The following is a 12,764-nucleotide window of genomic DNA, read 5'->3' as shown; positions in this document are numbered from 1 at the left end:
CATAAAATTCCCTGCACTGGTGATGCAGGTCACAGTCAATGTCTTCGGGTTCCGCGTAATGCGAGGGCCTTGGGTGGGTCGTAAGAAGGCGTCGGCAATTCGGTCGGCGTTGGCCCCGAAATGGAGAACGATGATGCACACCGTCGTCGAGCAGCCCGCCCGCGCCCGTCTGATCACCTCGGAGAGGCAGGACGTGCCCGTCTTCGCCACGCTGCGGTACGTTCCCGCGGATCCGTTGGCCGTCCACGTCGACTTTCCGGCCGACGTCTCACTCGACGGCCGCCCCGTCAGCTGGGCCTTCTCCCGCGAACTGCTGCGAGAGGGCATGGAGACTCCGGCCGGCCACGGTGACATCCATGTCTGGCCGTGTGGGCGGGCGCTCACGGTCCTCGAGTTCCACTCGCCGGACGGCATGGCGCTGGTCCAGTTCGACACGGACGTCATGCGCCGGTTCCTGCTCCGTACGTGCGCCATCGTGCCGGTCGGGCAGGAGGATCTCGGCCCGGCCGTCGACCGCGGTCTGTACGCCCTGGTGGACGGGTGAGCGGATGATCACGACCGTGGTGTCATGATCGGCAGGGCTTACCCGGGCGGCATGAAGTGCCCTGCTTACGGCAAGGTTCGAGAGGCGGGCGGCTGCGGCCGTGTTGCCTCCACTCACGGATACAGGACGGAGTCCATGCCCACCAGGCCAAGGGAGGGAGCCAAGGCCGGCTTAGCCGGCAAAGGTCCCGCCTTCAGTACGTACTTCACCCGTTCCGTGGAGGAGGCTCACGATGCCATCGCGGCGCACTACTACGACTTGCAGCTCGATGTGGCGGGCACGAGTCAGGACTTCGCGGTCAGCCTCAACGTCATCGACTTCGACACGCTGACGGTCGGCGACCTCCGTTTCGACACCGAGGTGCGGATGCGGTTCGACGGGTCCGGCGTCTATCACATAGCCGTACCTCTGGAGGGGTACTTCAGCGTTCGGCAAGGCCGCAGGGCGGCGGCGAACTCATCTTCGCGGCGCGCGGTCTTCCTGGACCCCGAGCGCGGTATCCGCGTCGACGACTGGTCCGACGACTGCCACATCCTCGCCGTGAAGATCGACAAGCTGGCCCTGCACCGCCAGCTGGAGCTCCTGCTCAACCGGCCTTTGCCGCGTCAGCTGCGGTTCGGGCCGTACCTCGACGTCTCCCAGGGAGCCGGCCGGAGTTGGGCGCATCTCGTGAGGTGGACCCTCCTCGACAACGAAACGCCCTCCGGACTGCTGCACCGGCCGATCATCCGCGGCCGGCTGGAACAGACCCTGCTGGAAGGGGTACTGCTGGCCACGGAGCACTCCTACCGCGCGGAACTCGACGCGCCACCACCGCTCATGCGTCCCGCTGCGGTCAAACGCGTCATGGACGTCATACAGGAGCGGCCCGCCGAACCGTACGACGTGGCCCGCCTCGCAGCCATCGCCCAGGTCAGTGTGCGCACACTGCAGGAGGCGTTCCGCAAGCACGTCGGCATGTCACCGATGGCCTATGTCACCGACGTGCGGCTGCATCGGGTGCGCGATCAGTTGCGAGCCTCGACGCCCAGCTCGACGTCCGTCGCGGACGTGGCGTACGAATGGGGTTTCGCTCATCTCGGCCGTTTCGCGCAGCGGTACCGCAGACGTTTCGGAGAGCTGCCGTCCCAGACTCTCCAGGCTCTCTGAGACGGCGGCGGTGGCGGGGCCGGTCAGGAGACCTGCCGTGTCACCTTGCCGACGTTGCACGAGAAGTCGTCGGGTGCCTTGGACGGCCCGATCGCCTTCGTCTTTGCCTGTCGCCCCGGAGCAAGGTCGTCGAGCGCGGCCGTGCTCTCGCTCGTTCGCCTGCCCGAGCCGTTCAGGAACTCCACCTGGATGAGGTAACTCGACCGCTTGCTGCTGTGGTTCTCGATCGCCAGCTCGGCCTGGGGGAAGCGGCCGGACTTGTCCCAGCCGCACTTGACCAACTGGACGTCGATGTCCGCGTTCGCATGACCGGAGTTCTTCGCGGAAGCCTCGTCATCCCCGCCACTCGTACAGCCCGGCAGTGCTACGGCCGCGATCAGAGTGAGGGCGGTCAACAAGAGACGCGTGCGCATGGTGAGGGTGCCTTCCTGGTCGTGCCGGAATCGCAGAGCGTACCGACACAGAAAGGCACCTAGCGCCACAAACACACCCACACCCCGACTCCTTCGATCCACCCAAACAAAGACGCGGGCGTCGCCACCTCCCTGGGGCGAGGGAGGCGGCGACGCCGGGTGATGCCTCGGGCTCAGACGAGCCACCCCACGAAGTGGCTGGGGCCGGCAAGGGCATCGGTGAGAAAGTTCATGATCTTGTCGTCTCCTTGCGATGGCGCATGGTTGAGGGGCCTCGGCGGCAACTACGCTCTGCAGCACGCCACTTGAGCACCCTTGTTCGGATACGTCAGCAGGTGCGGGCCCGCGGCGACGGCTGCTCCGGCCAAGGAGACATCTCGGGCGAGGCCGGTGTCAGGGGCCGTCCCGGGTTTCAAGGGGCGGACCGGGTTCTCCCCTTGGCACAGCGGTCTCAGGTGCCTGGTCTGCGAGTTCCTGCTCGACCATGGGGGTGACGACTGGCATTCGACTCCGTGCCGCACTTGGGCGGACGTGGACAGGGACAGTCCTCATACACCGCTCGCGGACTCGTCGGCGAACATGGAGTTGAGGATCCAGGCAGCGAGACGGTCGCGACTCCACGGGGTCGGGTGATCGGTCTTGTCGTAGACTTTCTGGCTGGCCGCCACCGGGGGGCATCCCGCGTTGTTGCACAACTGGGCGGCGAGGTCGAGCAGGTGGACGCCCCTGCCCGCGTTCTTCTCCGCGAACTCCCGCACGGCCTTGTTCATCGCAAGGGACTGAGAATTCGAGGAGTTCACGCCGCCGATCTTGGCGTTGGTCAGGTAGACGGGCGTGTTGTTTTCCGTGAGGATCCTGATGGCTCGGTCCATGTACTTTTCGAACCTGGCACGGACAGCCGGGTACTCGATGGTGAGCTCCGCGTCGGATTCACTGAAGGCCTGAGGGTACATGTCCCATGTGGCCGTTCGCAGCAGCACTGCGTCCGGCTTGTACATCGCCATGTACTGGGGCCACTTCTCCGGCCATTCGAGACAGGCGGGAGTGGCCTTCTTCCCGGCTACGGAATGCGGCATCATGATGCCGCATCCTCCCAGTCCGGCGTTCACAATCATGTTGTCGGCGGAGGCGATTTTCGACATTCCGGTACCGAAGTTGGCGGCCCAGGAGTCGCCGACGACCAGCACCGTCTTCCCCTTGACGGCCGGAGACAGGTGGGCGTCACCCATGGGTGGTGCCCCCGAGCCGAGGGACTCTTCGGAAGAAGAAGGCGATGCGGGAAGAGACGTCTGCGGCATCGTCGGGGCCATTGCCTGGGGCGGATTGGTTCCCAGGACTCCGCAGCCGGACGTCGCCAGGAGAAGGGCAGGCATGGTTACGGCCGCCCAGCGGCGCGCTGATCGTGTGAACATAGAGATCTCTCGTCGGTTTGGCACTCGTTCGTGGTTCAGGCGGACGGCTAACTGGAGTTCACCGGTGGCCGATCATGACGGGGGGAGGCACATCCGCCGACCCGACACGGAAGCAGAGCTGCCGTCGTGGGCGTCACCGCCAAGCAGTCCGTCCGAGCCCGACTGCTCACCGCGCAGGACAGGTTGATTCTGTTTCGCGCATCGCCGCGTCACACGGCCACGGATCCACCGACTGTGCGCCTCAACGTCCCGGCCGAGATCTCCCCGGTCTGCAAGGGCCTGTCCTGGATCTGACCCGCGCCCTGCTGGACGAGTGGCTGCGCGCCTGGGCCGGCGAGGGTGCCGTGCGCACCTGGCCCTGCGGCCGGTCCGGCACCGTACTGGAACTCAACGGGCCCGAGGGCCACCTCCTCGTTCAGTTCGACACGAGAGCCCTCGACCACTTCCTGGCATGCGCGTACGCGCCGGGCACTTCCGGCGGAGACACCGTCGGCCCGGCCCCGACCGGGAATTTCCGACGCTGCTGAACGACCGTTGAGAACAAGCGGATAGAGGAATCAGTCTCAAGGTATTGAGTGACTTGCAGAAGAAACTCCCATCATTCGGCGGCCCACCTGTCGCAGGGCTCATCCGCGGGCGTTCAGGGTGAATTACTCGAAGAACGGCAAGCCATGGTTTCTTCAGCCCTGCCTCTCTCGTTCATAAGCCACCGGCCATGGTGCGAGGCGTATGCGTTGCGCCTGATCGGCTGCAGCCGTCACGGTCCATGGCCGTGGAGAACAGCAACAGGGGAAGCAGGTGACGCGCAGGAAGGCAGGCCCGTCCGGCCCTGGTGCCGACACAACTCGGCGCTCGCCACCCTGCGCCGACGTCTGACCACGTCACGCCTGAGTCATGGCTGGGCCCGTGCGCCTTGGGCCCTTCGCCGAGCTCCGGGCCGTGGTCGGCTTCCCCCTTCATTCCCGAGTAGGAAGACAACGAGAGTGCGACAAACCCTGAGCAGGGGCATGGTCATGGCCGCCGCCGCGACGAGCGTCCTGGTGTGCGGCTCCGACGCGTCCGCCGCCGCCCAAGTACAAGGAATCACCCTGGACTTGCCCGACGTGCTGTCGGGCAACACGGTGCAGGCGCCGACGAACCTGCCGGTGGACGTGTGTGGTAACACGATCACCGCGCTCGCCCGGCAGAACCCGGGCCCCCACATCGACTGCGCCGACCCCACCGACGAACCAGACGCCCCACACCCGGCCGGCAACGAACACCCCGGCAGCAACGACTCCTCCACCAGCCGACCTCGGGGTGACAACGGCAATACGCCGGACTCACCCGACGTCGCGTCACACAACAGCGTCCGGGCGCCGGTAGACCTGCCCATCGACATCTGCGGCAACGCAATCACCGCACTCGCCCGGCAGAACCCAGGCCCCCACACCGACTGCGCCGACCCCACCGACGAACCAGACGCCCCACACCCGGCCGGCAACGAACACCCCGGCGGCAACGACTCCCCCCTCGAGGCGCCCAACGACAGCAACGAGCCCAGGTCGTCCGATCAGGATCCGACCGCTCCTCGGCCACTGCAGCCGTCGGACCTCGGCCCCATGCCCACGACGGTCACCACACCGGCGGTACACGTTCCGTCTGTGGCGCTTCCGGTACCGGCAGTCTTAACGCCCACCTCCACGACCACGACCGCCACGCCCTCTGTCCCCGCCGTACCGGGCTCATCGCGCCCTCTCACACTCACCGTCCCCGAAGTGCATGTGCCGTCGGTGGCGCTTCCTGTGCCGACGGTCTCGGCCCCCTCGGCACCGGCCGCCTCCGCGACAACGCCGCCCTGGGACCACGGCGCGACCACGCCGACGGTCCCTCACTCCTCGGCTCCCACACCCTCCGGCCCGGACATCCCTCCGCAGGCCACCACTCCCGCAGCGCCGACCGATAGTGCCGGTCCGACAGCCCCTCGACCCGCCGATCGCGATCGGGTCGTCTCTACGCCGCCGCGCTCGCCGGTTCACCATCCGAGCACTCCGGCGACCTCGGCCCACGCTCCTGTCACCTCGGCCGCGCCGCGATCGGTGGCCGACCGTCCCGTCGTACCGACGGCCTCAACCTCCATCACTCCGACAGCGCCTCTGCGGCCGGACAGCGGGCCGACCCCGGTGGCTTCGGAATCCGCCGCCGAGGAGGCCTGGATGGCCAGCACCGGTGCTGAAGTGGCACTCGCCGCGTCCGCGGCTGTCGCGACGCTGACCGGTGGAGTGATTCTGTACCGGCGTGGCAGGCCCTTCCGCCGATAGCGGAGGGTAGCCGCAGGCCCATCTCCCTGCGACCTCCGTGGGGGGATCCGTCGCGTCGACGACGTCGTCGGATCCCTCCTCTCTGTACGGCAACCCCGGCGGAGGTCTATTGGCCGATGGAACCTCGTTGAGCCGGGGAGCGCTGGAGCGCTCTTTCCGCGGCACGCCCCTCAGGCACGTGGCTCCCCGGGGCGTACGAGAACTCGTCGCCCGCCTGGCTGAACGCGATCTCCTCCCCCGCCGCCATGGCCAGGGCGATGTCCGTGATGCGCTCACCGGCCTTTCCGTCGCCGAAGGGGCATGGCCTGTTGGCCAGAGCACCGGCAAGTTCGTGATTCCCCATGACGCGGTTGATCTCTTCGGAGATCTCGTGCTTGTAGCGGGCCCGGACAGCGAAGCCGGCCGCGATGGCCTCGGGTCGCTCCGTGTTCCTCCTGACCACGATCAGGGGCTTCTTGATGATGGTGCACTCCTCCTGGAGCCCTCCCGAGTCGGAGATGAGCAAGCGTGCTTGGCTGGCCAGTGAGAGGAAGGTCGCGTGGTCGAGCGGAGAGATGCATCGCAGTCGCGCCAGCCGTCCGCTCAGACCGAAGGCGTGTGCGCTGCTGGCCGTCCGGGGGTGGACCGGGAATACCACGGGAATCTGCGCCTCGGAGAGCGCGTCGATGATGTCGGACAGCCGCCCCGCATCGTCTGTGTTCTCCGGACGGTGGATCGTCGCGATGATGAATTCATTCTCCCGAAGCCCGTATTCCTCAAGCAGCTCGCGTGATTCCAGAGGCCCGGGCAGCGATTCACTGGTGGCCTCCACGATGGTGTTGCCTGTGACCCGGATTCGACGCAGAGGGATCCCTTCGGAAACCAGATTTGCGGCGTTCCACGACGTGGGGGCGCAATGCATGTCGGCCAGGACGGAAACCAGTCGCCTGTTGATTTCCTCCGGCATGGTTCGATCGTTGGAGCGAAGGCCCGCTTCGACGTGCAGCACAGGGATGCCGCAATAGTTGGCCGCTTGTGCACCGGCGGAGGTCGCGTTGGTGTCACCCTGGACGATGACGACCTTCGGGCCGACTCGCCGGAAGTGCTCGGCGAGTTGGTGCGTGGCGCGGGCGATCTGAACACTGCGGTGGGCCGCGCTGACCCCGGTGAGCCGCAGATGCGGTTCCGGCAGCTCGAACGCCCGGAAGAAGTTGTCGGAGAGTTCGTCGTCGTAGTGCTGCCCGGTGTAGAGGATCGAGGCACGTTCTCCGAGGTTGCGGATCACTCCGGCCAGCTTGATGATTTCCGGGCGCGTACCCAGCACCACCGCGATGTCGTTTCCCTCACCCATCAGTGATCAGCTCCAGTTCAAGAGGTGGTTCAGTTCATCGATCTCCTGTCGGAGACGGCCACATGTTTCGCACTCTTCGATGTGCAGCATCATTTCTTCGTTGACACCGTCACTGAGTCTTCCCCGGGAATAGGCGGCAAGCCGGGTCACATAGTGGGAACACTGACTTTGGCGATATCTCTGCTGGTTCAGGTGAGCAGTGAGATATGCCTGCCGCAGCCCTTCTCTTGCCCTGTAGGCCAGGGCCGCGACACTGTTCGGACTGATACCCATCGTGCTGGCAAGCACGGCGGGCTGCTGGGACTGCACGACGGTGCACCACAAGACGGTTCGCCATCGTTCCGAGAGCGACGCAAGCGCTTCTATCGCCAGCCCGTGCTCGTAATTCCTGAGCGCTTCACTCCCCGCCGAGGCCGCGTACTCGACCTCGTAGAGGCTCACGTCCGGCACGTACACCTGTCGGCCCGCGCTCCGCCCCCATTCGGCCACTACATTCCGCAGGACCTTCAGCAGGTAACTCCGGAAGGAGCTGGAGGGGCCACCTCCTGATCTGAGTGCCTGCAGAACGCGAGAGAAGGCCTCCGCAACGAAGTCCTGTGCGGTATGGGCGTCTTGGGCGTGCATCGATGCTAATCGGGTGGCGGCATGGTGGTGACGACTGAAAAGCTCGGCAAATGCTTCGCTGTCGCCATCACGCACTAATTGGGCCAACTCGTGGTCACTGAACGCTGGCACTGCAGGATCAGGGCCCGGACGGTCCGACCGGCCGACAGGCGGCGTACGGTGACTGGTTGAATATGACAAGACGGCTCCTGAACGAGGACTCGCCGCGAGCACACGCCGACAGCCGGCCTCGGTTTGGGTGAGATATATCCAAGGGGTCGCTCACGAAAGCTTGGCTCAGTTCATCCGCCGCACGGGTCGCATGCGCCGCGGACTAAGCGCATCGTGCGATTGCCACCCCTTTATAAGTCCTCAGCTTCATCGAGCTGCTAATCCACGCCGTAAGCCCAGCGGAAGATGCGACCTTCTGGTCCAGAAAAGATCTGATCATCTCATGGATGTCACAAAGTGACCCGCGGCCGTTCTTCTTTCCGCTCCGTCATGCGACGGCCCCAGGCTCCTCGATATGAAAGACGTCCCATCAGGGGAATCAACTGGCCGTCACCTGTGTCCAAGGCCGAAGCCACACGCAAGGAGGGACTCTTGGCTCGCGAATCCCATGTGCTCAGCCGACCGCGGACGGTCTGCCCCCGTCACGGTCACAGCTGCCCGCATACGTCTTCAAGGAGTGCGCCGCCCCTGGGCCACATCGTGTGCCAAGCCGCTTTCTATGTGCTCAACCCGCCGGCGGAGGAAGCCGACCCGGCTGCGCTCAAGAGGAACGCCGGCGCCTGGCGTGAGGGTTTTGCCCAGCTAGCCCTGAGCCGAGTGCTGCGACCAGGTCGGGTCTGACACGGTGCCTCACTCAAAGAACGGGTCCGATGTGTGGTTCACGCCGACAATGCGTTCTCATGGAACCACCCTTTCAGCATTACTGGTCGTCCTTCTGTCCGCGTTTCCGTTCCCAGCCGCACGAGCCCACGAGGAAAACCACCACGCAACCGGATCTGTGACCGTGGAGTCCCAGGTGCAGCATCTGTACGAGGAAGCCTCACGTGCCACACGGCGTCATGAGGAATACCGTCGGAGCGTAGAGATCCAGACCGGAGCTGTAGAGCTCCTCCGTAAAGATCTGAGGGACCAGCAGAGCAACTACCGGAAACTGAGGACGGACATCGGTGAATTGGCCCGCATGCAGTACCGTCACGGTGGTCTGCTACCCGATTCACTCTGGGCGCTGTTGACGCCTTCCCAGAACGACCCATTGCGAAATATGAGCCTGATGCGTAGCGCCCACCATGGTCTGGCTACCTCCTTGCGCCGCACACGTAAGTCCACGGTGGAGCTCTCCCGCACGAAGGAGGAGGCGGTCGCCGGCCTTCGTTTTCTACGGCAGCTCCGGAAGAAGCAGGAGGAAGCCCGGCGGAAAATCGAGCAGAACCTGCGTCGGGCACGTGTACTGCAGGTCGCCACTACGGCAGGAAATACTCGCTACTGCGCCGACGGATCCGTGCCGCCGCATCCGGGAGACCTACTTGCTGCCAGTCGTTCGGTCGACTCACCCGATCACTGGACCCGCCCGGTCAACGAGTACGTTCTCTCTTCCGAGTTCGGAGCGGACGACTCCCGCTGGGAGAATCGTCACACCGGACAGGATTTCGCGGTTCCGGTGGGGACTCCGGTATACGCCGTGGGTACTGGAGTGGTCATCGAAACCGCTTGCGACGACGCTTTCGGAAACAGCATCGTGGTCCGGCACGCGAATGGCTACTACACGCATTACGCTCATCTTTCAGCACTCCAGGTGAGGGTCGCAGAGCGTGTCGATGCCGGAGACCCCATTGCCCTGTCCGGCAACACAGGAAACAGCTCAGGGCCGCATCTTCATTTCGAAGTACGCGTGACCCCGTATTTCGGTTCCGCGATCGATCCTGCTCGGTGGCTGCATGACCATGGAGTGGATATCTGAGCATTGCGTCCGACTATACATATTACGATCCGAGGATTCACTGCTTCCAGTTGAACGTCATTGATTCATACGCCCGGTGCGGCGCGGAAGGATTACCATGACCCACGCACGGCCTGCCTACTCCGTGTACGTCCGGGGGGTGACTCTGAGTTTCGATTTCCGCGTACTCCTCCTGCTCAATGAGCGCAACGAATGGGAGCTGCCCGGTGGGCGCCTGGAGCTCGGTGAGACACCGGAGCAGTGTGTCGTCCGCGAAATCGCCGAGGAATCGGGGTGGCAGACGGTCCCCGGTCCCCTGCTCGATGTCTGGTCGCACGAACCGGAGCCCGGCCGCAGCGTCCTCACCATCACCTACGGATGTCCCGCGCTGACGCCTCATGCCGAGCCCGTACTGAGCGACGAACATCAGCGGCTCGGCCTGTTCAGTCCCAACGAGCTGCATCGGATGCACATGTATGAGGGATACAGAAGATCTGTCACCACGTGGCTCAAGGCGGCGCCGACGGCCCGTACACGCCCGGTCGTCCCGTTCACCCACCACGGCACGGAGCCCTGTCGCAGGCTCGGGCATGTCATGTGCTGTTCTCTTGAGTGATCCGGCACCGAGGCGGTGATTCGCTGCCGACCTTTGATGATTTCCTTCTATCGGGAGAAGACGCAGCTACCGATCATGAACAATCTCTTCACGACTGTCCTGCTCGTCTGGGCCTTGTTCCTGGCCTTGTTCTGCGCATACTTCTGCCTTGTATACGCCGCCGACGTCAGGCAGAGAGGGACGGCGCAGGAGGAACAGGTCGTGGCGGATCCGCGCCCCTCACCCGAGCCGGCCGAACCGCCCGAGCAACGTGAGCAAGCCGCACACCCCCCCATCGTGCTCGTTCCTCATCAGCGATGCGCCTCCCGCAGTGAGACATGACGCCGTGTCCCATCGGGCTCCGGGGCGTTGCGAACCAGCCGCGTGCTGATCCAGGAGCCCAGGAGCCCGGGGACCGGAAGTCCTGCTACAGGGCCGAGCCGGTGGAGCGTCGACGGCGATGGAGGGCCACACCGACGGTGGTCAGCGCGGCAGCGGCGGCTCCCACCCCGACAGCCGGGTCCACCAGGGGGACTGCCAGGATGTTCGTGTTGGCGGACGACACGTTGTTGTCGGTGTTGGGATCAGGGTCGTTGCCGTCGACAGTGACGGTGTTCGTCAGCCGGAACCCGTTGGGGCCGGCGGTGCCGGTGACGGAGATGACCGCGCTGGAGCCGGCGGCAAGGGGGCCGCCCTGGCAGGTGAGGGTTCCGTTGTTGTCGGCGCAGCTCGCGTCGGAGGTGGTGATCCGGGGAGCGAGCAGCCCCGTGGGGACCTGGTCGGTGAGGACCCAGCCGGAGGACGCGTCCGGACCGTAGTTCGTGACGACGATGTCGTAGGTGACTGGGTCTCCCGCGTTCTTCAACGCAGGACCGGCCTTGGCGATGGACAGGTCGGCGCCCATCCCGGCTGCGGCGGCCTGGGGGGCGCCCAGCAGACCCAGCGCGCCTACTGCGGTACCGCCCACCGTGAGCACGATGGAAAGCATCCGCTTCGAGTGCTTCTTCATATGCCTTACTCACCTATCGGGTTGCAGGTCCTTCCGCCCTCGGAAGGAGCTATGCGTATAAGATCTTCACGCTTCTCCCGCATGACGATCGACAATCCAGACAGGTGACGCGCCGGATGAGAGGCAGCGGCGTTCTCTGCGCCATTGTGCGTATGGATACGGCGCCACGGCCTGGACTGATCGGCGCGCGATCATTCCGTGTGATACGGCTGGAGCCCTTGTCCCCCGTCCAGGCGGTGAGAAATATGCCCTCGGCTTTCGCCCGGCCAAACATGACCAGCGGCTTGGTATCGGCTACCAATACCTCTATCCGAGTCCTTCACGTCGTGGATTCACCCGACGAGAACATCTCCTCCGCATTGGGGGAATATCTCGCCTCCACTCGCCATCTGGAACATTGGGTGCTCGCCGGAAAGAGATCCGGAAATTCCTTGAGATTTCCCCTGGGTGCGCGGCCTGCCAGAATCGCTTCCTTGCCCGATGGGCGCCGGGCCCGGCTACGCGCCATCGCCGGCGCCTATTCCAGGATCAAGCCGCATCGAGTCCATGCGCATTCTTTCGGTGCGGGGGTATACGTCCGTCTTGCGCTCAACATTCCTACCGATTCCATTGTCTACAGTCCACATTGCTATGACTTCGAGCGCCAGGACCGCACCGCCGCAGCACGCTTTCTCAATGCCGCCTGCGAATATCTGCTCGCACCGCGCGCCGACGCTGTCGCCGTCAGCAATCCCCGTGAAGGGCAGCTGGCGGCTCGCTTGCATCGCACGGGAAAGATCATCCATGTGCCGCATGTGCCGCACATCAGCACCCTCGACGCCATGGACGTGCCCCCGTTCGCAACGACGGGGCCGACCGCGGTCGCCATGGGGCCGCTCATTCCCCAGCGGGATCCCGCGTTCTTCGCACGGGCGGTGGCCACGGCACGCTCCGACACGACGTGGATCTGGATCGGCGACGGCGAACCCCGCTACCGACGTCTCCTGGAGGACGCCGGAGTCTGCGTCACCGGCCGACTGCCACGCCGGAACATGACTCGACTACTGCAGACAGCCGATGTGTACGTGCACACCGCCGCCTGGGAGGGCAGCTACGACACGTTGTTGCAGGCGGCGACGGCGGATCTGCCCATCGTCGCCCGCTCGATCCCGGCGCTCGAGATTCTCAGGATCCCCGGACTGGCCGATACCCCCGAGACGCTGGCCGACACGGTCCTGCGACTGCTCAGCTCCCCTGTGGACCGTCGTATTCACCATGAGGGCGTCAGGCGCGCCTTCCGGTACCACACGCGTGCGACACAGTCCGCCCGGCTGCGCGAGATCTATGAATCCGCCAGGTGACAGGGAGGTGCCCCTTACCCGGAAGGGAGCGGGTAAGGGGCACCTGGACATGAACCCGGCCGTACACCGGGGTTTTCCGTGCAGAAATGTGCCACAGAGCAGGAACGAGCAACTTCAGCAA

At 65.0% G+C, this 12,764-nt stretch carries 12 protein-coding genes; 7 read left to right on the top strand and 5 right to left on the bottom strand.

Annotated features, from left to right (window positions below; genetic code table 11):
* Positions 1-133: 133 nt before the first annotated feature.
* Together PH203_RS29820 and PH203_RS29815 are read left to right on the top strand one after the other, a co-directional pair.
* Positions 134-544, top strand: a complete 411-nt coding sequence (locus PH203_RS29820; protein WP_289923998.1) for an SsgA family sporulation/cell division regulator — start codon at positions 134-136, stop codon at positions 542-544.
* Positions 545-760: 216 nt separating this feature from the next.
* On the top strand, positions 761-1,693 hold the full coding sequence (locus tag PH203_RS29815; protein ID WP_289923772.1) for an AraC family transcriptional regulator: 933 nt from the start codon (positions 761-763) through the stop codon (positions 1,691-1,693).
* A 23-nt stretch (positions 1,694-1,716) separates the two neighbouring features.
* On the opposite strand, the gene PH203_RS29810 is transcribed toward PH203_RS29815, so the two are convergent.
* Together PH203_RS29810 and PH203_RS29805 are read right to left on the bottom strand one after the other, a co-directional pair.
* The gene (locus PH203_RS29810) at positions 1,717-2,106 is read right to left on the bottom strand and encodes a hypothetical protein (RefSeq protein WP_289923771.1); all 390 of its coding nucleotides are present in this window, start codon (positions 2,104-2,106) and stop codon (positions 1,717-1,719) included.
* A gap of 548 nt (positions 2,107-2,654) precedes the next feature.
* Positions 2,655-3,335, bottom strand: a complete 681-nt coding sequence (locus PH203_RS29805; RefSeq protein ID WP_289923770.1) for an SGNH hydrolase domain-containing protein — start codon at positions 3,333-3,335, stop codon at positions 2,655-2,657.
* A 257-nt stretch (positions 3,336-3,592) separates the two neighbouring features.
* On the opposite strand from PH203_RS29805, the gene PH203_RS49735 reads away from it, so the two are divergent.
* Complete coding sequence (locus tag PH203_RS49735; RefSeq protein ID WP_354671276.1) at positions 3,593-4,045, top strand: SsgA family sporulation/cell division regulator; 453 nt, start codon at positions 3,593-3,595, stop codon at positions 4,043-4,045.
* Positions 4,046-4,189: 144 nt separating this feature from the next.
* A complete protein-coding gene (locus PH203_RS49730; protein WP_354671275.1) occupies positions 4,190-5,818 on the top strand; it encodes a chaplin family protein in 1,629 nt (542 codons plus the stop codon).
* Between the two features lie 106 nt (positions 5,819-5,924).
* On the opposite strand, the gene wecB is transcribed toward PH203_RS49730, so the two are convergent.
* Together wecB and PH203_RS29795 are read right to left on the bottom strand one after the other, a co-directional pair.
* Positions 5,925-7,148, bottom strand: a complete 1,224-nt coding sequence (gene wecB, locus PH203_RS29800) for a UDP-N-acetylglucosamine 2-epimerase (non-hydrolyzing) (protein WP_289923767.1) — start codon at positions 7,146-7,148, stop codon at positions 5,925-5,927.
* A gap of 6 nt (positions 7,149-7,154) precedes the next feature.
* Positions 7,155-7,847, bottom strand: a complete 693-nt coding sequence (locus PH203_RS29795; protein WP_289923997.1) for a sigma-70 family RNA polymerase sigma factor — start codon at positions 7,845-7,847, stop codon at positions 7,155-7,157.
* Between the two features lie 931 nt (positions 7,848-8,778).
* Between PH203_RS29795 and PH203_RS29790 the strand changes: the two genes are divergently transcribed.
* Both PH203_RS29790 and PH203_RS29785 read left to right on the top strand, forming a co-directional pair.
* Entirely contained in the window at positions 8,779-9,720 is a 942-nt protein-coding gene (locus tag PH203_RS29790; protein WP_289923766.1) for a M23 family metallopeptidase, read from the top strand.
* Positions 9,721-9,817: 97 nt separating this feature from the next.
* Positions 9,818-10,315 carry an NUDIX hydrolase gene (locus PH203_RS29785; protein WP_289923764.1) on the top strand — a complete coding sequence of 166 codons (498 nt, stop codon included), beginning with the start codon at positions 9,818-9,820 and terminating at the stop codon, positions 10,313-10,315.
* Positions 10,316-10,721: 406 nt separating this feature from the next.
* Here the strand turns inward: PH203_RS29785 and PH203_RS29780 are convergent, their stop codons facing one another.
* A complete protein-coding gene (locus tag PH203_RS29780; RefSeq protein WP_289923762.1) occupies positions 10,722-11,303 on the bottom strand; it encodes a DUF11 domain-containing protein in 582 nt (193 codons plus the stop codon).
* Between the two features lie 326 nt (positions 11,304-11,629).
* Here PH203_RS29780 and PH203_RS29775 point away from each other — a divergent pair, with 326 nt between their 5' ends.
* On the top strand, positions 11,630-12,643 hold the full coding sequence (locus PH203_RS29775; protein WP_289923761.1) for a glycosyltransferase family 4 protein: 1,014 nt from the start codon (positions 11,630-11,632) through the stop codon (positions 12,641-12,643).
* Positions 12,644-12,764 lie beyond the last annotated feature (121 nt).

Origin of the sequence: Streptomyces sp. S.PB5, assembly GCF_030403745.1 — a bacterium.
GTDB lineage: Bacteria > Actinomycetota > Actinomycetes > Streptomycetales > Streptomycetaceae > Streptomyces.
This window is presented reverse-complemented; position numbering and strand designations above follow the sequence as displayed.